The organism is Streptomyces sp. NPDC026589, assembly GCF_040638385.1.
In the GTDB taxonomy this organism is placed as follows: Bacteria; Actinomycetota; Actinomycetes; order Streptomycetales; family Streptomycetaceae; genus Streptomyces.
The window spans coordinates 306,449-324,113 of sequence record NZ_JBEZYG010000003.1 but is presented as its reverse complement, the minus strand read 5'-3'; the positions used below and the strand labels follow the sequence as shown (position 1 = coordinate 324,113).

Sequence of the window (17,665 nt, the reverse complement as noted above, 5' to 3'; positions counted from 1 at the left end):
GCTCGCCGGATCGGGTGGTGTCCCCCGAGAGGGCCGCCTCCCGAAGACGCGCTAGCGGCGGGGCTGGGCGTCCAGCACCTGCTGGAGCGCCTCGAACTCCTCGACGCACTTGCCGGAGCCGAGCGCCACCGAGTCCAGCGGGTCCTCGGCGATGTGGATCGGCATGCCCGTCTCGTGGCGCAGCCGCTCGTCCAGTCCGCGCAGCAGCGCGCCGCCGCCGGTGAGGACGATGCCGCGGTCCATGATGTCGCCGGACAGCTCGGGCGGGCACTTGTCGAGCGTCGTCTTCACGGCGTCGACGATCGCGTTGACCGGTTCCTCGATGGCCTTGCGGACCTCGGCGGCCGAGATGACGACCGTCTTGGGCAGCCCGGACACCAGGTCGCGGCCGCGGATCTCGGTGTGCTCGTCCTTCTCCAGGTCGAACGCCGAACCGATGGTGATCTTGATCTGTTCCGCGGACCTCTCACCGAGGAGGAGTGAGTACTCCTTCTTGATGTGCTGGATGATCGCGTTGTCCAGCTCGTCACCGGCGGTGCGGATCGACTGGGCGGTGACGATGCCGCCGAGCGAGATCACGGCGACCTCGGTGGTGCCGCCGCCGATGTCGACGACCATGTTCCCGGTGGCCTCGTGGACCGGCAGACCGGAACCGATGGCCGCGGCCATGGGCTCCTCGATGATGTGCACCTGGCGCGCGCCGGCCTGCGTGGACGCCTCGATGACGGCGCGGCGCTCGACCCCGGTGATACCGGAGGGCACACAGACGACGACGCGGGGGCGGGCCAGGTAGCGACGCTTGTGGATCTTGAGGATGAAGTAGCGGAGCATCCGCTCGGTGATCTCGAAGTCGGCGATCACGCCGTCCTTCAGGGGCCGCACGGCAACGATGTTGCCCGGTGTGCGCCCGATCATCTTCTTGGCCTCGGAGCCGACCGCCAGAATTCCGCCGGTGTTGGTGTTGATGGCCACGACGGACGGCTCGTTCAGAACGATGCCGCGCCCCCTGACGTACACCAGCGTGTTGGCAGTCCCGAGGTCGATAGCCATGTCACGGCCGATGAACGACATTGAGTTCCCCTTGTTCCCCATGAGGATGCGTCGGGCCTTCCCAGGTAGCGAAGATGGCTGGTTCTGGTAGGCGAGGTTGGCGCTGCGGGCGTGGAAGCTTCCATCGTAGTGCCGTATGCACGGACACAGCGCGAGGGTCCTTCGCCAGTGTGAGCGGAACGGGTGCCCGTTCTACCCATGGTGACGTTACGTCGAAGGGATGCGTTCCCGCGATCCCAAACCCTATGCCGAGGGGCGACCGAATTACTTCGGTCGCCCCAGGCGTACAGCGCTGTTTGGCCGATCGGGTCAGGAAAGTCCCGGAAAGAAAAGCTTCAGTTCCCGCTCCGCGGACTCCTCGGAGTCCGAGGCGTGGATGAGGTTCTCACGGGTGATCGTGCCGAAGTCTCCACGGATGGACCCGGGCGCGGCGGCGATCGGGTCGGTGGGGCCGGCCAGGGTGCGGACACCCTCGATGACCCGCTCACCTTCGGCCACCAGGGCGACGACGGGGCCGGACCGCATGAACTCCATGAGCGGCTCGTAGAACGGGCGGCCCTTGTGCTCGCCGTAGTGCTGCTCCAGCGTCTCGTGGTCCAGGGTGCGCAGCTCCAGCGCGGTGATCCGCCAGTCCGCCTTGCGCTCGATGCGGCCGACGATCTCGCCGATCAGGCCACGGCGGACCGCGTCGGGCTTGAGCAGGACGAGAGTGCGCTGAGTCATGTACGGCTCCTTGCAAGGCCAGGCATACGAGTGCGGTGAGGGCGAGATTACAGGGGTTCGGGGGCGGGTCTGCGCCCGGGTTCACCCAGGGTCACCTTCGGGCCCCGGATTTCCGGGGCCCGAAGGGGCCGGCCGCGCGTGCCGACGGGCCCGGCACGATCCGGAGACCCGGACACGGGGAGGACCGGCCCGGGGCTCAAGATCTCTAGGCCTCAGGGCCTCAGGGCCTCAGGGCCTCAAGCCGTGGCCTCTTCGGCTTCCTGCCGGGCGGCCCAGTCGGCCTTGGCCACGTCGATCTTGCGCCCGTAGTGGATCGAGGCCCACCACAGACCGCCGAAGGCCAGGCCCAGGATGAACATCGTGGGGACCACGAACCCGCTCAGGACCAGGGCGACCTGGAGCGCCCAGCCCAGCTGGACCCCGCCGGGCCGGGTGATCATTCCGCACAGCAGCACGGAGAGGAGCATGCCGACGCCGCACACCGTCCAGACCACGGCCATGGAGGCGTCGTCCAGCTTCATCGCGACGAGACCGGCGAAACCGATCACGAAGAACTCACCGATCAGCGTCGAGGCGCAGAGCGTCCGCATCTTTCTCTCAGCCCCTTCCCAGCAGCAGCCGGGCTTCGCCGACCGTGATCACGGATCCGGTCACCAGCACCCCGGCGCCCGCGTACTCGTCCTCTTCCTCGGCCAGCGTGATCGCCGCCTCCAGCGCGTCGTCGAGACGCGGCTCGACCTGGACCCGGTCGTCGCCGAAGACCTCGACGGCGATCGCGGCCAGTTCGTCCGCGTCCATCGCGCGGGCGGTGGAGTTCTGCGTGACGACGATCTCCGCGAAGATCGGCTCGAAGGCCTCCAGGAGCCCGCGGGCGTCCTTGTCGCCGCTCGTGCCGACCACGCCGATCAGCCGGGAGAAGCTGAACGCCTCGGAGATGCCGTCCGCCGCCGCCTTGGCCCCCGCCGGGTTGTGCGCGGCGTCCAGCACGACGGTCGGGCTGGAGCGCACGACCTCCAGGCGGCCGGGCGAGAGCACCGAGGCGAACGCCTTGCGGATCGCGTCGATGTCGAGGGAGCGGGCCTGCTCGGCGCCGATGCCGAAGAACGCCTCGACGGCGGCGAGCGCCACCGCGGCGTTGTGCGCCTGGTGGGCCCCGTAGAGGGGAAGGAAGATGTCGGTGTACTCGGTGGCCGCGCCGCCCAGCCCGCGCAGCGTCAGCAGCTGTCCGCCGACCGCGATCTCGCGGGAGACGACACCGAACTCCATGCCCTCGCGGGCCACGGTGGCGTCGACCTCGACGGCCTTCTTGAGCATCACCTGCGCGGCGTCCACCGGCTGCTGCGCCAGGATGACCGTGGCGCCCTGCTTGATGACCCCGGACTTCTCGCCGGCGATCTCGGCCGGCGTGGTGCCGAGCCGGTCGGTGTGGTCCAGCGAGATGGGGGTGACGACGGCGACCGTGGAGTCGATGACGTTCGTCGCGTCCCAGGTGCCGCCCATGCCGACCTCGACGACCGCCACGTCGACGGGCGCGTCGGCGAAGGCCGCGTACGCCATGCCGGTGAGCACCTCGAAGAAGGAGAGCCGGTAGGGCTGCTGGGCGTCGACCATCTCGACGTACGGCTTGACGTCCTCGTACGTCTCGATGAACCGCTCGGGTGTGATCGGGGAGCCGTCGAGGCTGATCCGCTCGGTGATCGACTGGACGTGCGGGGAGGTGTAGCGGCCGGTGCGCAGCTCGAAGGCGTTGAGCAGGGCCTCGATCATGCGGGCCGTGCTGGTCTTGCCGTTGGTGCCGGTGATGTGGATGGAGGGGTAGGCGCGCTGCGGCTCGCCGAGGACGTCCATCAGCGCGGCGATGCGCGTGACGGACGGCTCCAGCTTGGTCTCGCCCCAGCGTCCGGCGAGCTCCTGCTCCACCGCGCGCAGCGCCTTGTCGGTCTCGGGGTCGGCCGGGCGGGCCGGAACCGCTTCGCCCTGGGGCTGACCCGAGTGGGCGCGCAGCGTGCGGCTCCCGGCCTCGATCACCGCCAGGTCGGGGTCGCGCTGGGTCGCCTCGTCGACGATCTCCTCGAAGGTGTCGTCGGGATCGGGCGCGTCGTGCCGGTCTGAAGGGCGGGGCTTACTCACGGGGCCCAGTCTACGGATGGGCGCCGACATCGCGCGCAGCGCCCGGCTGACTGTCGCCCGACGGTACGGCGAAGCCCCCGCTCCCCCGGTCGGTCGGGGGTGCGGGGGCTTCGGCTTCAGGACATCAGCTCTGCGGGAGGGCCGCCAGCTGGGCGCCGATCCGCTCGATGTCGGCCTCGGCCTTGGAGAGCCGGCCGCGGATCTTGTCGACCACGTTGTCCGGGGCCTTGGCCAGGAAGGCCTCGTTGCCGAGCTTCCCGGTGGCCTGGGCCTTCTCCTTCCGCGCGGCCTCCAGGTCCTTCGTGAGGCGCTTGCGCTCGGCCGGCACGTCGATGGTGCCGGACAGGTCAAGGGCGACGGTGGCCCCGGCGACCGGGAGGGAGGCGGTGGCCTGGAAGCCGTCCCCGGCGGGCTGGAGCCGCAGCAGCTGGCGGATGGCAGCCTCGTGCGGGGCCAGCTCCGTGCCGGTCAGGGTCAGCTCGGCCGGGACCTTCTGGCCGGGCTGGAGGCCCTGGTCGTTGCGGAAGCGGCGGACCTCGGTGACGACCTGCTGGACCAGCTCGATCTCCTTCTCGGCCGCGTCGTCGCGGAAGCCGGAGTCGCCCGGCCACTCGGCGATGACGATCGACTCGCGCCCGGTGAGCGCGGTCCACAGCGCCTCCGTGACGAACGGGACGATCGGGTGCAGCAGCCGCAGCATCACGTCCAGGACCTCGCCGAGGACCCGGCCCGAGACCTCGGCCGGGCGGCCGCCCGCGAAGAACGTGGTCTTGGACAGCTCGACGTACCAGTCGAAGACCTCGTCCCACGCGAAGTGGCGCAGCGACTCGCTGATCTTGGCGAACTGGAAGTCGTCGTAGAGCGCGTCGACGTCGGCGACCGTCTTGTTCAGACGGGACAGGATCCAGCGGTCGGTGACGGACATCTCCTCGACCGGGGGCAGGTCGCCCTCGATCGTGGCGCCGTTCATCAGGGCGAAGCGGGTGGCGTTCCAGATCTTGTTGGAGAACTTCGCCGAGCCCTGGACCCACTCCTCGCCGATGGGCACGTCGGTGCCGGGGTTGGCGCCGCGGGCGAGAGTGAAGCGCAGGGCGTCGGAGCCGTACTTGTCCATCCAGTCCAGCGGGTTGACGACGTTGCCGAAGGACTTCGACATCTTCTTGCCGTGCTCGTCGCGGACCATGCCGTGCAGGACGATGGTGGAGAACGGCGGGACGCCGTCGTTGACGTACAGGCCGAACATCATCATCCGGGCGACCCAGAAGAAGAGGATGTCGTAGCCGGTGACCAGGACGGAGTTCGGATAGAACTTCGCGAGGCTGTCGGTCCGTTCGGGCCAGCCGAGGGTGGAGAACGGCCACAGACCGGAGGAGAACCAGGTGTCCAGGACATCGCTGTCCTGGGTCCAGCCCTCGCCGGTGGGCGCCGTCTCGTCGGGTCCGACGCAGACGACTTCGCCGTTCGGGCCGTACCAGACGGGGATGCGGTGACCCCACCAGAGCTGGCGCGAGATCGTCCAGTCGTGGAGGTTGTCGACCCAGTCGAAGTACCGCTTCTCCATCTCCTGCGGGTGGATCTTGACGCTGCCGTCGCGGACCGCGTCACCGGCGGCCTTGGCGAGCGGGGCGACCTTGACCCACCACTGGAGGGAGAGGCGCGGCTCGATGGTGGTCTTGCAGCGCGAGCAGTGCCCGACGGAGTGGACGTAGGGCCGCTTCTCGGCGACGATCCGGCCCTCGGCGCGCAGGGCGGCGACGATGGCGGAGCGGGCCTCAAGACGGTCCAGGCCCTGGAAGGGGCCGGGGACGGTGATGACGGCGCGCTCGTCCAGGACCGTGAGGAACGGCAGGTCGTGGCGCTTGCCGATCTCGAAGTCGTTCGGGTCGTGGGCGGGCGTCACCTTGACCGCGCCGGTGCCGAACTCCGGGTCGACGTGGTGGTCGGCGACGACGGGGATGGTGCGGTCCGTCAGCGGCAGGCTGATCTGCTTGCCGACCAGGTGCTGGTAGCGCTCGTCGTCGGGGTGGACGGCGACGGCGGTGTCACCGAGCATCGTCTCGGCGCGGGTGGTGGCGACGACGATGGTCTCGTCCCCGTCCCCGTACGTCATGGAGACGAGCTCGCCGTCGTCCTCCTGGTACTCGACCTCGATGTCGGAGATCGCGGTGAGACAGCGGGGGCACCAGTTGATGATGCGCTCGGCGCGGTAGATGAGCCCGTCGTCGTACATCTGCTTGAAGACGGTCTGGACGGCCTTGGACAGGCCCTCGTCCATGGTGAAGCGCTCACGGGACCAGGCGACGCCCTCGCCGAGGCGGCGCATCTGGCCGGAGATCTGACCGCCGGACTCGTTCTTCCACTGCCAGACGCGCTCGACGAAGGCCTCGCGGCCCAGGTCGTGGCGGGACTTGCCCTCCTTGCCGAGCTCGCGCTCGACGACGTTCTGGGTGGCGATGCCGGCGTGGTCCATTCCCGGCTGGTACAGCGCCTCGTAGCCCTGCATCCGCTTCCGGCGGACGAGGGCGTCGATCAGGGTGTGCTCGAAGGCGTGGCCCAGATGGAGGGACCCGGTGACGTTCGGCGGCGGGATGACGATGCTGTACGGCGGCTTGTCGCTGTGCTCGTCGGCTTCGAAGTACCCGCGCTCCACCCAGCGCTCGTACAACTTCCCCTCTACATCGGCCGGCGCGTACTGGGTCGGCAGTTCGGGGTTGCTGGCGCTTGGCTGCTGAGTGTTCTCGGTCACGGGAGACAGTTTAGGGCCGTCACAGCTCTGCACTGAAACGGATTGGTTCAGTAACGGTGTCCGACCCGATCCCCCATGTCAGGACGGCTTCCGTCAGGATGTTCGCAACGCATAAGGAATTCACGAGGGGACACCGCAATGAGCTACAACCAGCCGGGCCCGTACGGTGGGCAGCCGCCGCAGGGGCAGCCCGGACCGTACGGACAGCAGCCGGGCCCGTACGGAGCCCCGCCGCCCCAGGGCCCCCCGCAGGGTCAGCCCGGCTACGGCTACCCGCAGCAGGCCCCGCAGGGCGTCCCCCCGCAGCAGCCGAACCCGTACGGGCAGCCGCAGCAGCCGCAGCAGGGCTACGGCTACCCGCAGGCCCAGCAGCCCGGCCCCTACGGCCAGCAGCCGCCGGCGCCTCCGTACGGCGGGCAGCCGGGGTACGACGGGCAGCAGCCGCAGCAGCCGAAGAAGAAGACCGGCCTGATCGTGGGCGTGGCCGTGGTGGCCCTGGCGGTCATCGCGGGCGGGGTGTACTTCCTGACCTCGGGCGGCGGCAGCGGTGACGTGGCGGACTCCACGAAGGGGTACAAGCTGACGCCCCCGGCGTCCGTGGAGGATTACACGAAGAATCCCTCCAAGCCCGCGGCATCCGGCCCGGTTACCGGTGAGGACAAGGCCGAGGCCGAGGCCATGGGCGTCAAGGACGCCAATAAGGCGGGGGCCCAGTACCAGAGCGGCAGCAAGGACAATCCGCTGGCGCAGAAGGTGCTCATCTTCGAGGGCGTCTGGGGCGAGATCTCGGACCCGGCGAAGACGCTCGACGGCGCGTTCGCCAAGGCCGAGAAGAACATGACGAAGGACACCGGCAGCGGCACCAAGGGCTCCTGGGTGGGCAGCCCCAAGGAGTTCAAGCCGGACGGCTTCGACGGTGCGCTGATGAAGTGCCAGGAACTCAAGGTGGACACCAGCCAGGGCAGCTCCGCCTCCACGAAGGGGCCGAAGGAGTTCGCCATGCCGGTCTGCATCTGGGCCGACTACAGCACGGTGGGCATCGTCGCCGGTCTCGACGTCGCCTCGGCGCTGACGGAGAAGTCGGTTCCGCAGGAGGAGATGGCCGACCTCGCCGCCAAGCTCTACGACACCTCCCGCACCAAGGTCTGATCCGACCTGATCTGATCGCTCAACGCCGAAGGGGCGCCCGCCGGTTCATCCGGTGGGCGCCCCTTCGGCGTGGTCAAGTCTTCTGCGGCTAGGCCGACTTCTCGTGCCGGCCGCCGTCGTTCTTGCCGATCGTGCGCGGCTCGCGCGGGACCAGCGTCGGGTTGACGTTGTTGCGGACGACGTCGGGAGTGATGACGACGCGGGCGACGTCCTTGCGGGACGGGACCTCGTACATCACGGACTGGAGGACTTCCTCCATGATCGCGCGCAGACCGCGTGCGCCGGTCTGGCGCAGGATCGCCTGGTCGGCGATGGCCTCCAGCGCCTCGCGCTCGAACTCCAGCTCCACACCGTCGAGTTCGAAGAGTCGCTCGTACTGCTTGACCAGGGCGTTGCGCGGCTCGATGAGGATCTGGAGCAGGGCCTCGCGGTCCAGGTTGTGGACCGAGGTCAGGACGGGGAGACGGCCGATGAACTCGGGGATCATCCCGAACTTCACCAGGTCCTCCGGCATGACCTCCTGGAACTGGTCGCTCGCCTGGATCTCCAGCTTGGAGCGGATCGTGGCGCCGAAGCCGATGCCCTTGGCGCCGGCCCGGGACTCGATGATCTTCTCCAGGCCGGAGAACGCGCCGCCCACGATGAACAGCACGTTCGTCGTGTCGATCTGGATGAACTCCTGGTGCGGGTGCTTCCGTCCGCCCTGCGGCGGTACGGAGGCGGTGGTGCCCTCCAGGATCTTCAGCAGGGCCTGCTGGACGCCCTCGCCGGAGACATCGCGGGTGATCGACGGGTTCTCGCTCTTGCGGGCGACCTTGTCGATCTCGTCGATGTAGATGATCCCGGTCTCGGCCTTCTTGACGTCGTAGTCGGCCGCCTGGATCAGCTTGAGCAGGATGTTCTCGACGTCCTCGCCGACATAGCCGGCCTCCGTCAGCGCCGTCGCGTCCGCGATGGCGAACGGGACGTTGAGCATGCGGGCCAGCGTCTGCGCGAGCAGCGTCTTACCGGAACCCGTGGGGCCCAGCAGGAGGATGTTCGACTTGGCCAGCTCGATCGCGTCCTCGCGATTGCCGCCGCCGTTCTCCCCGGCCTGGACCCGCTTGTAGTGGTTGTACACCGCGACCGAGAGGGCCTTCTTCGCGGGCTCCTGCCCGACGACGTACCCCTCCAGGAACTCGTAGATCTCGCGAGGCTTGGGAAGCTCCTCCCAGCGCACCTCGCTCGTCTCCGCGAGCTCCTCCTCGATGATCTCGTTGCAGAGATCGATGCACTCGTCGCAGATGTACACACCGGGTCCCGCGATGAGCTTCTTCACCTGCTTCTGGCTCTTTCCGCAGAACGAGCACTTGAGCAGGTCTCCGCCATCACCGATGCGTGCCACGAGGTGAATCCCCTTCGCCTGGGAGACGCCTGGTTCAGCGACTCCTGGTGCCTCTGTCCGACGGTACCTTGCCTGGGCCCCCGTACGGGCCCCCCTTGGCACGGTTCACACGGCCGTGGCCGTGCAAACGGAATGTGCCAAGGGGAAAGACCGACGTCAGAGCGATGCGCCCGCGGTGGTCTTGCGGGTGCTAACGATCTGGTCCACCAGACCGTACGCCAGGGCGTCCTCGGCCGTGAGGATCTTGTCGCGCTCGATGTCCTCGCTGATCTTCTCCAGCGGGGTCGTCGAGTGCCGGGCCAGCATCTGCTCCAGCTGGCTGCGCATCCGGAGGATCTCGTTGGCCGCGATCTCCAGGTCGGAGAGCTGCTCGCGGCCCGTCTGCGAGGACGGCTGGTGGATGAGCACCCGGGCGTGCGGGAGCGCCATGCGCTTGCCCGGGGTGCCCGCGGCGAGCAGGACGGCGGCGGCGGAGGCCGCCTGGCCCATGCAGACCGTCTGGATGTCCGGCTTCACGAACTGCATCGTGTCGTAGATCGCGGTGAGCGCGGTGAACGAGCCGCCGGGGCTGTTGATGTAGATCGAGATGTCCCGGTCGGGGTCCATCGACTCCAGGCACAGCAGCTGCGCCATGACGTCGTTGGCCGAGGCGTCGTCGATCTGGACGCCCAGGAAGATCACGCGCTCCTCGAAGAGCTTCGCGTACGGGTCGTACTCGCGCACGCCCTGCGAGGTGCGCTCCACGAAGCGCGGGACGACGTAGCGGTTGTCCACCTGCGGGCCGGTGTAGAGGCCGCTCGCGGAGGCGCCGGAGAAGTTGTTCATGTGGGTGTTCACCATCCTGGTGGCGTTCTGTGGGCTGGAGGTCTCGGCGTGCGAGAGGCGTGCGGGAGGTGGTGCGGCCGGCCCGGTGGGAACCGGATCAGGCACCGGTGCCGCCGCCGCCCGGGATGCCCGACGCGACCGTGATGATCTCGTCGATGAGGCCGTAGTCCTTGGCCTCCTCCGCCGTGTACCAGCGGTCGCGGTCGCCGTCGCGGATGATCGTCTCGACGGTCTGGCCGGAGTGGCGGGCGGTGATCTCCGCCATCCGCGTCTTGGTGCGGAGCAGGTACTGGGCCTGGATCTTGATGTCCGAGGCCGTTCCGCCGATGCCGGCCGAACCCTGGTGCATGAGGATGTCGGTGTTCGGGAGCGCGAAGCGCTTGCCCGCGGTGCCGCCGGTGAGCAGGAACTGGCCCATGGAGGCGGCCATGCCCATGCCGATGGTGATGACGTCGTTCGGGATGTACTGCATGGTGTCGTAGACCGCCATGCCGGCCGTCACCGAACCACCGGGGCTGTTGATGTAGAGGTAGATGTCCTTGTCGGGTTCCGCGGCAAGGAGGAGGAGCTGTGCGGTGATCTTGTTGGCGATGTCATCGTCGACCTGCTGACCGAGGAAGATGATGCGCTCGCCGAGCAGTCGGCTGTAGACCTGGTCACCGAGGCCTCCACCGAGGGACGGCTCTCCGGCGGCGTAGGGCATCAGATTCGTCACGTATCCACCTGCTCGTCTCTGACGGCTCCGGCCGTCTCAGCGTCTTCGTACCGGGCGGGTGAAGTCACTGCCCCACCCTTCCTCTTCATGGACCCTAACGCGCAGGTGGGACAACGCCATCCCGCTTCCGCAACTGTTCGCTGGGAGCGCAAGGTCCGCAGCGGGCACAAGGGTTCCGGGGCTCGCACAGCGATACGGCGCTCCACACCGCGATACGGCGACGGGCCCCGGACGCGTGGAGCGTCCGGGGCCCGTCGTGCCGGGCGGCGCGAAGGCCGCCCTGGGGATCGGGACGAGGCTCAGGCCTCGTTCTTCTCCTCGGCCTTGTCCTCCGCCTTGTCCTCGGTGGCGGCCTCGGCGGGCGCCTCCGTGGTCTCGGCGGCGGCCTCGGCGGCCTCTTCCTCGTCCTCCAGGTCGACGACCTCACCGTTGGTGTCGACGACCTTGGCGGCCTCGACGACGACGGCGAGCGCCTTGCCGCGGGCGACCTCGCCGACGAGCATCGGCACCTGGCCACCCTCGACGACGGCCTGGGCGAACTGGTCGGGGCTCATGCCGGAGGAGGCAGCGCGCCGCATGAGGTGCTCGGTGAGCTCCTCCTGGTTGACGTTCAGCTTCTCCTTGTTGACGAGCTCGTCCAGGATGAACTGGGTCTTGATGCCCTTGACGGCCTGCTCGGAGGTCTCGTTCTCGAACTCCTCCAGCGTCTTGCCCTGGATTTCGAGGTACTTCTCGAGGTCGAGACCCATCTGACCGAGCTGGTGGTGCTCCAGGTTGTGCTTGCGGGTCTGGACCTCGTCCGCGAGCAGCTTCTCCGGGATCGGGACCTCGGCGAGCTTCAGCAGCTCCTCCAGGACGCGCTCCTGGGCCTGCGTGGCCTGGTCGTACTGCTTGGTGGTCTCCAGGCGCTTGCGGCTGTCGGCCTTCAGCTCCTCCAGCGTGTCGAACTCGCTGGCCATCTGGGCGAAGTCGTCGTCCAGCTCGGGAAGCTCACGGGCGGCGACGGCGGTGACCTTGACGGTGACCTCCGCGGCCTTGCCCTCGGCGGAGCCGCCCTTCAGCTCGGAGGTGAAGGTGGCCTCGCCACCGGCCTCCAGGCCGGTCACGGCCTCGTCGATGCCTTCGAGGAGCTCGCCGGAACCGATGGTGTACGAGACACCGTCGGCCACGCCGTCCTCCAGGATCTCGCCGTCGACCTTGGCCTCCAGGTCGATCGTGACGACGTCGCCGTCGGCGGCGGCGCGCTCGACCGGGTTGGTGGCGGCGAAGCGCTCACGGAGCTGCTCCACGGCCTTCTCGACCTCTTCGTCGGTGACCTCAAGGGCGTCGACGGTGACCTCGATGCCGGAGTAGTCCGGGATCTCGATCTCGGGGCGTACGTCAACCTCGGCGGTGAAGGCCAGCAGCTCGCCGTCCTTCAGCTCGGTGATGTCGACCTCGGGCTGGCCGAGGACGTTCAGCTCACCCTCGTTGACCGCCTCGGTGTAGAACTTCGGGAGGGCGTCGTTGACGGCCTCCTCCAGCACCGCACCGCGGCCGAACCGCTGGTCGATGACCCGGGCGGGGATCTTGCCCTTGCGGAAGCCCTTCACCGTGACCTGCTGGTTGATCTTCTTGTACGCCGCGTCGAGGCTGTCCTTGAGCTCCTCGAAGGGCACCTCAATGCTGAGCCGAACCCGGGTCGGGTTCAGGGTCTCCACGGCGCTCTTCACGGTTCGGTCTCCTTGGTGGCTGACTTCTTGGGGTTCTGCTGGGCCGCCGATTGGCGGCTTCGCGGACCGAGCCCGGTACATCAGACACACGGGCACGCATTTTGCATAGTAACGGCAAGGGGGATGACTCCCACAATGCGATCTTGCTGGTGGTCGGGGTGGCCGGATTCGAACCGACGACCTTCCGCTCCCAAAGCGGACGCGCTACCAAGCTGCGCCACACCCCGTCGGTGCGACACGTAGGGTACATGCCCCGGAGCCGTGGTTCCGCCGCTTTACGGAGCGGTGTCAGGGGGTCCGGTCCGGAACCGGACCGGTGGCCGGCACAACGGGTGTGCGGGCACTGCCGCCGACCCGCTACGATGCTCTTCGTGCCGCGGTCCACGGACCTGCGGTGCGACGCTCGCGGGCGTAGCTCAATGGTAGAGCCCTAGTCTTCCAAACTAGCTACGCGGGTTCGATTCCCGTCGCCCGCTCCAGATGCATAAGGGCCAGGTCGGAGAGTCACTCTCCAGCCTGGCCCTAGTGCTTTGCCGATCTTCATTTGGCCCTACGTGCCCGCTGTGTGCCCGTTCGGATCGGAATCTTGCTTCCGGGCCTGCTCGACGGCCGCGCTCACCGCGTTGCCGATCAGCCGCTCTCGCTCGGCGGTTGCGTGCTGGTAGATCAGCGCCGCACGGGCCGTACTGTGACCCATTCTCGTCATCAACTCGCGCGTACTGGCACCGGTCGCCGCCGCCAGGGTGTTGCCCGTATGGCGAAGATCATGGAAGTGCAGCCCCTTGATCGCAGCGAGATCGCACGCTTTGCGCCACAGCCGGTTGAAGTGGTTCCGTCGCGGCGTCGCGCCCTTGGCACCAACGAAGACTCGGCCGTCCGCTCCGGGCTCCGCGTAGACCGTCAGATGCGTGACCAGCTCCCCATGAATCACCGCTGGGATCGCCACGGTGCGCTTCCCGGCAGCGCTCTTGGGCTCCTTCACCAGACGCGTGCCGTTGTGGAGTTCGGCGATATTCCGACGCACCCGCAAAGCGCCGGCCGACAGGTCCAAGTCTCGACGGCGGAGCCCGACCAACTCCCCCCAGCGAAGCCCGGAGAAGGCCGCCAGGAGGACAAGGGCGCGATACCGAGGCTGGATGGCCCCCGCGAGCGCGTAGACCTCCTGAACCGTCGCTGTGGGCCGCTCAGGGGTCGGTGCAGTGCTGGCCCCCTTGACCCGGCAGGGGTTTCGCCGGATCAACCGGTCATCCACTGCGGTCATCAGCACCGCCCGAAGGAGGGCGTACGACTTCGCCACCGTTGACGGGCCGGTCCCGCCCTCCAGTCGGGCGACCCGCCAGGCACGGACCATGGCCGAAGTGATGTCCGCTACGGCGACGTCGCCGAAGGTGGGGACCAGGTGATTGCGGAGCAGGGAGCGGTACAGGTCGGCGGTCGAGGCCCCAATCCCGCGCTCGGTGATCCAAATGGCCGCGTAGGAACCGAAATCGATCCGGCCCGCATCAGGGTCAGACCAGTCGCCCGAACGCAGTTCCGCTTGCCGCTCCGCCAACCAGTCATCGGCATCACGCTTGGTTCGGAAGGTCTCAGGCGCGGGCCGGTCGATGCCGTCGGCTCCAAGGTACCGAGCCTGATAGCGGCCGGAAGGCAGCTTCCGTACCCGCCCGAAGGAACGCTTCTTGCCCGCCATCAGGCAGCCCTCCTCAGAGCAGCACGGCGCAGCAACACGGGCTCAACGGTGTTGGCAGCGATGAAGGCCGCTACGGCGGTCTCGGGGATGCGGACGTGGCGGCCGACCTTGACGAAGGTGATCCGGCGCTCCTCGATCAGCCGCCGGGGGAACCGGGCGGTGGTGCCGAGGAGTTCGGCGACCTGATCAACGCTGAGCAAGCGTTCCATGCTCACCACTCCCCCATCGTGTCGAGTGCTTCGAGTTCGGCGCGTGCTTCGCGGGCGGTGGTGCGGCTGCCCTGGATGTCGCGGGCGATGGTCGCGGCGAGCCAGGACTCGCCGGGGGTGTGGCCGTGCCCGGCGTAGGTCCAGTGGGCGAGGGTCAGTGTGGAGCCCTCCGGGGCGTCGTCGGGGTCGGGGAGGCCGCGGTCGCGGCGTTCCTGGCGGGCCCGGTAGTCGGCGCGGACCTGGCGGAGTGCGCCGAGGGTGGTGGAGTAGGCGCGGGACTTGGTGGAGAAGTGCCCTCGGAAGCCGAGCATGTGGGCCCAGCGCCACAGCATCCGGTCCGGGTAGGCGTCGTCCAGGACGAAGCACGCCTCGATCAGGCGGCGGGCGTGGTCGGGCAGGTCGGTGAGCTTGTCCAGCTCGCCCAGCTCCCCGATGCGGCGGTCGACCGTCCCGGTGGCCTCGGCGGCCTTGGTGGCGTACTTCGCCACGTACGCGGCCACCGCCTCCTCCGACAGGTCCTCATTCGCACTGCCCGCGCCGATGGGGCGGACGTCCACCTGCATGCCCCATGCCAGCTTGCGGGCGGGGTGGTCGCCGGAGGCCGGGAGCGGGACCGTGGCACGGGCGGCAGCCGCCTGGATCGCATCGGCCAGCAGGGCGACGGAGGCCCAGCCCGGGGGCGGGGTCTCGGCTCCGTCGGGGCCGTCGAGTCGGACGATGGCGTGGAAGTGGACCGCGCCGCGCTTCTGGAACTCGGCGACCTTCCCGAAGGAGACCCGGCACACCTCCATCATGTCCTTCTGGGTGAGCCCGGCCCGCTTCGCGATCTCACGGCGGAGGTAGATGGTGAACCGTCGCCAGAGGTCCCCGGCGTGGTTGTTCCACAGCACCGCACCCGCGTAGTCGTACGTCCCCGGATGCAGGGCGGTGCCGAGGAGCGGGGAGTCCTCGGGGTGGTCGGTGCCGCACCGGCAGACACCCTTGGTGGGCCGGTTGTGGACCGGGCCGAAGCTCGGGGCCGTGAGCGTGGCGAACACCTTGGGGTGCGTGCGCACCGTGACCGGAGTCCCCTTGGCCACGTCACCGGTGAGCCCGGCCCGGATGAGGTGGAAGGTGTCCCCGGCGTAGGTCCAGGCACAGGAGGGGCAGCGGGAAGCCCGCCGGTTCCCGCACGCGACGCGCAGGCGTCCACCGGGCTCGCCCTGGGTGCTGTAGGAGTAGAGCACCTGCCCCGACTTCGCGTCCCGGGTAGTGGTCATACCTTCCAGGTGGATCGGGTCCGAGCAGCCACCCGTACGCCGTACCTGCTCCTGCCACCGGTCGAATCCAGGGGCGTTCGCCACGCGCAGGAGGTCAGCCAGGGTCAAGGGGTCGGTGCCCACGGCCGCAGCACTGTTCGCCACGGCTGAGGGCTCTACGGGGAAGACGGTCACCGGGCACCGCCCGAGCAGCCGCACACGACGACCGTTCCAACGGTTCCGCTCTGCGAGCCGTCCGGGTCAACGTCCAGGCCCGTGCCGCCGCAGTCGTCGCAGACACCGAAGCGGGCGATGTTGGTTTCCAGGTCGAGGCCGCCCGAGCACCAGCACAGCACCGGCGTACCGACCGTGCCGGTCAGCGACCCATCGGTGTCGGAATCGACACCCGTACCCAGGCAGTCCGGACAGGCATCCTCGGCGGGCACAACGGGGAGGCCAGGCTGCGGAGCGAGGAGAGTTGCAGGCATGATGAAAGCTCCCTCAGGGGATCAGGGAGCGGCGCGCTTGCTTGGCGGTAGGAGCGCCGCTCCCGACGTTCACGAGGCTTTAAGTAGAGCACTACATGTAGCGCTACACAAGGTACTCTACTAAGACGCCTCAACCTCGAAGGGAGGGCGGAGCCGATATGGCCAAGATCGGATACTCGGAGATCGCCGCTGACCTGCGGAAGCAGATGCAGAACGGCAAGCTCAATCCTGGTGACAGGGTTCCTTCGCTAAACGCGATCCAGGAGCAGTACGGCGTTACGGTCACCACGGCGAACCGCGCCTTCAAGCAGTTGAAGGCCGAAGGGCTGACCTATGCCAAGCCCGGGGTGGGGACGGTTGTCGCGGCCCGGCCACGTGCGGCTGCGACTGGAGCAGCGAGGATTGATCGCCTCAACGCCACAGGTAAGCCCTTTGTGGCGGAGGAGACGGCCACCGATCACATGGCGGTGATCCGGGGGTGCAACGACGACGACGTCATCGAGCAGCTTCGTATCGAGCCCTTTGATGAGGTGGTTATCCGTCGGCGGACCTTCCGGCGAAACGATGTGCCTTACGCCCTGGCGCTGTCGTTCATTCACCCGAGGGCCCTACGAGACGTGCCGGAGATCGCCCAGACTGGTCCGCTGGAACCGTTCTGGCAGAAGACCTACACCGAGCGCACTGGAAAAGAGATCACTCGATCTCCCGAGCGGCGAACTGCCCGTCTTGCCGCTGGCTACGAGCTTGAGGCTCTGGAAGTGCCCGTCCCTGCACACGCTGCCGTACCCGTCCTTGTACTGCACACCACGTTCTACGACGAAGACGGACCCATCGAACTCTGGGAAGACGTGTACACCCCCGGCTTCTGGCAGGAAGCGACGGAGTAGGCGACCGTTACAGGTTTCTCTACCTCATCAAGGCACCCGGCTGCGCTCCGCTCCGCCGGGCGCGCTTCCCGGCTCTGGCTGCGCCCGCGCTCCTGCCTTCGGCCCGCTCGGCGCTGCCGCCGCCGACGCGCGCCCACAACTGGATAGGCCCGGGGGCATGAGACGAGAACCAAGCCCGCGGCTCCAAGACGATGCCTCCGGCGGGGGCGCAAAGACCCCGGGATGGACGGGGCACCGTTCGCGAGTGCCGGCCGGAGCGTGGCGAGCGTCGTGGGGCTCCCATCCCGACCACCTTCGACCCAGGCAAAGCCGAGCAGTCGCGGCCCAGGGCGTCAAGGTCGTTCGTACAGTGGCGCGCTCCACCTTGACGCCCTGAACCACGACCGCTCCACGGTGTGTGGGTCGAAGGCGGACGGGATGGGAGCCGGGGCGAGTGGTGGGATGAGGTGAGGGGTGCGCTGGCAGCATGCCAAGTGCGCTACGATCAGCCCCACTTCAACCCAAAATCGCCGTGTGGGCACTCTCCGGCAAGAGAACGCGTGCCCCACGGCATCTAGCGAAGGAACCCCGTGGAACACGGAGATCGGTCACCCGACGGTCATTGTCTACACAATGTCGACCATCAAGCAGGACTGTACACCAGAACAAAGGGGGGTCCTAGGAAATCTCTTCTCCAAGCTCTGACGGACCTCTCTCCTGCGATCGCCGCCGTAGCAAGC

15 protein-coding genes and 2 tRNA genes are annotated in these 17,665 nt (G+C 68.3%); 3 read left to right on the top strand and 14 right to left on the bottom strand.

The features are described from left to right. Window positions 1–51: 51 nt before the first annotated feature. From AB0F29_RS07395 to AB0F29_RS07375, 5 genes are all read right to left on the bottom strand, one after another. The gene (locus AB0F29_RS07395) at window positions 52–1,071 is read right to left on the bottom strand and encodes a rod shape-determining protein (RefSeq protein WP_018959187.1); all 1,020 of its coding nucleotides are present in this window, start codon (window positions 1,069–1,071) and stop codon (window positions 52–54) included. A 288-nt stretch (window positions 1,072–1,359) separates the two neighbouring features. Continuing rightward, the gene (gene ndk / locus AB0F29_RS07390; protein ID WP_018959188.1) at window positions 1,360–1,773 is read right to left on the bottom strand and encodes a nucleoside-diphosphate kinase; all 414 of its coding nucleotides are present in this window, start codon (window positions 1,771–1,773) and stop codon (window positions 1,360–1,362) included. 236 nt (window positions 1,774–2,009) lie between these two features. Further along, window positions 2,010–2,363, bottom strand: a complete 354-nt coding sequence (locus AB0F29_RS07385; protein ID WP_361868391.1) for a DUF4233 domain-containing protein — start codon at window positions 2,361–2,363, stop codon at window positions 2,010–2,012. A gap of 7 nt (window positions 2,364–2,370) precedes the next feature. Then, window positions 2,371–3,903 (bottom strand): folylpolyglutamate synthase/dihydrofolate synthase family protein, encoded by a 1,533-nt coding sequence (locus AB0F29_RS07380; RefSeq protein WP_361868388.1) that lies wholly within the window; start codon window positions 3,901–3,903, stop codon window positions 2,371–2,373. Between the two features lie 124 nt (window positions 3,904–4,027). Next, window positions 4,028–6,649, bottom strand: coding sequence for a valine--tRNA ligase (locus AB0F29_RS07375; protein WP_361868385.1), 2,622 nt, complete (start codon window positions 6,647–6,649; stop codon window positions 4,028–4,030). 138 nt (window positions 6,650–6,787) lie between these two features. Here AB0F29_RS07375 and AB0F29_RS07370 point away from each other — a divergent pair, with 138 nt between their 5' ends. Next, window positions 6,788–7,798: a hypothetical protein gene (locus AB0F29_RS07370; protein ID WP_361868382.1), complete on the top strand. Its 1,011-nt coding sequence runs from the start codon at window positions 6,788–6,790 to the stop codon at window positions 7,796–7,798. Window positions 7,799–7,886: 88 nt separating this feature from the next. Here AB0F29_RS07370 and clpX read toward each other — a convergent pair whose 3' ends face one another. The 5 genes from clpX to AB0F29_RS07345 form a co-directional block, all read right to left on the bottom strand. Further along, a complete protein-coding gene (clpX, locus tag AB0F29_RS07365; protein WP_018959193.1) occupies window positions 7,887–9,182 on the bottom strand; it encodes an ATP-dependent Clp protease ATP-binding subunit ClpX in 1,296 nt (431 codons plus the stop codon). 156 nt (window positions 9,183–9,338) lie between these two features. Then, complete coding sequence (locus AB0F29_RS07360; protein WP_361868380.1) at window positions 9,339–10,022, bottom strand: ATP-dependent Clp protease proteolytic subunit; 684 nt, start codon at window positions 10,020–10,022, stop codon at window positions 9,339–9,341. An 82-nt stretch (window positions 10,023–10,104) separates the two neighbouring features. Continuing rightward, entirely contained in the window at window positions 10,105–10,710 is a 606-nt protein-coding gene (locus tag AB0F29_RS07355; protein WP_361868721.1) for an ATP-dependent Clp protease proteolytic subunit, read from the bottom strand. Between the two features lie 311 nt (window positions 10,711–11,021). Beyond that, the gene (gene tig, locus AB0F29_RS07350; protein ID WP_361868377.1) at window positions 11,022–12,434 is read right to left on the bottom strand and encodes a trigger factor; all 1,413 of its coding nucleotides are present in this window, start codon (window positions 12,432–12,434) and stop codon (window positions 11,022–11,024) included. 150 nt (window positions 12,435–12,584) lie between these two features. Next, a tRNA-Pro gene (locus AB0F29_RS07345) sits at window positions 12,585–12,661 on the bottom strand. A gap of 178 nt (window positions 12,662–12,839) precedes the next feature. Between AB0F29_RS07345 and AB0F29_RS07340 the strand changes: the two genes are divergently transcribed. Continuing rightward, window positions 12,840–12,913 (top strand) — tRNA-Gly (locus AB0F29_RS07340). Window positions 12,914–12,984: 71 nt separating this feature from the next. On the opposite strand, the gene AB0F29_RS07335 is transcribed toward AB0F29_RS07340, so the two are convergent. From AB0F29_RS07335 to AB0F29_RS07320, 4 genes are read right to left on the bottom strand one after another with little or no spacing between them, the layout of a single operon-like run. Next, complete coding sequence (locus tag AB0F29_RS07335; RefSeq protein WP_361868374.1) at window positions 12,985–14,124, bottom strand: site-specific integrase; 1,140 nt, start codon at window positions 14,122–14,124, stop codon at window positions 12,985–12,987. After that, window positions 14,124–14,333 carry a helix-turn-helix domain-containing protein gene (locus tag AB0F29_RS07330; protein ID WP_350828960.1) on the bottom strand — a complete coding sequence of 70 codons (210 nt, stop codon included), beginning with the start codon at window positions 14,331–14,333 and terminating at the stop codon, window positions 14,124–14,126. Before AB0F29_RS07330 ends, AB0F29_RS07335 begins: the two co-directional genes overlap by 1 nt. Window positions 14,334–14,335: 2 nt before the next feature. Next, window positions 14,336–15,736, bottom strand: coding sequence for a replication initiator protein RepSA (gene repSA, locus AB0F29_RS07325; RefSeq protein ID WP_361868371.1), 1,401 nt, complete (start codon window positions 15,734–15,736; stop codon window positions 14,336–14,338). Window positions 15,737–15,762: 26 nt separating this feature from the next. Then, complete coding sequence (locus tag AB0F29_RS07320; RefSeq protein ID WP_361868368.1) at window positions 15,763–16,059, bottom strand: hypothetical protein; 297 nt, start codon at window positions 16,057–16,059, stop codon at window positions 15,763–15,765. A 158-nt stretch (window positions 16,060–16,217) separates the two neighbouring features. Here AB0F29_RS07320 and AB0F29_RS07315 point away from each other — a divergent pair, with 158 nt between their 5' ends. Next, window positions 16,218–16,946, top strand: a complete 729-nt coding sequence (locus tag AB0F29_RS07315; RefSeq protein ID WP_030119708.1) for a GntR family transcriptional regulator — start codon at window positions 16,218–16,220, stop codon at window positions 16,944–16,946. Window positions 16,947–17,665: the final 719 nt, after the last annotated feature.

What these genes read in the sequence shown, in the direction of transcription:
- AB0F29_RS07395 (WP_018959187.1), bottom strand. Translation starts at nt 1,071, where the DNA reads ATGTCGTTCATCGGCCGTGACATGGCTATCGACCTCGGGACTGCCAAC.
- ndk (WP_018959188.1), bottom strand. Translation starts at nt 1,773, where the DNA reads ATGACTCAGCGCACTCTCGTCCTGCTCAAGCCCGACGCGGTCCGCCGT.
- AB0F29_RS07385 (WP_361868391.1), bottom strand. Translation starts at nt 2,363, where the DNA reads ATGCGGACGCTCTGCGCCTCGACGCTGATCGGTGAGTTCTTCGTGATC.
- AB0F29_RS07370 (WP_361868382.1), top strand. Translation starts at nt 6,788, where the DNA reads ATGAGCTACAACCAGCCGGGCCCGTACGGTGGGCAGCCGCCGCAGGGG.
- AB0F29_RS07360 (WP_361868380.1), bottom strand. Translation starts at nt 10,022, where the DNA reads ATGGTGAACACCCACATGAACAACTTCTCCGGCGCCTCCGCGAGCGGC.
- AB0F29_RS07355 (WP_361868721.1), bottom strand. Translation starts at nt 10,710, where the DNA reads ATGCCCTACGCCGCCGGAGAGCCGTCCCTCGGTGGAGGCCTCGGTGAC.
- AB0F29_RS07335 (WP_361868374.1), bottom strand. Translation starts at nt 14,124, where the DNA reads ATGGCGGGCAAGAAGCGTTCCTTCGGGCGGGTACGGAAGCTGCCTTCC.
- AB0F29_RS07330 (WP_350828960.1), bottom strand. Translation starts at nt 14,333, where the DNA reads ATGGAACGCTTGCTCAGCGTTGATCAGGTCGCCGAACTCCTCGGCACC.
- AB0F29_RS07320 (WP_361868368.1), bottom strand. Translation starts at nt 16,059, where the DNA reads ATGCCTGCAACTCTCCTCGCTCCGCAGCCTGGCCTCCCCGTTGTGCCC.
- AB0F29_RS07315 (WP_030119708.1), top strand. Translation starts at nt 16,218, where the DNA reads ATGGCCAAGATCGGATACTCGGAGATCGCCGCTGACCTGCGGAAGCAG.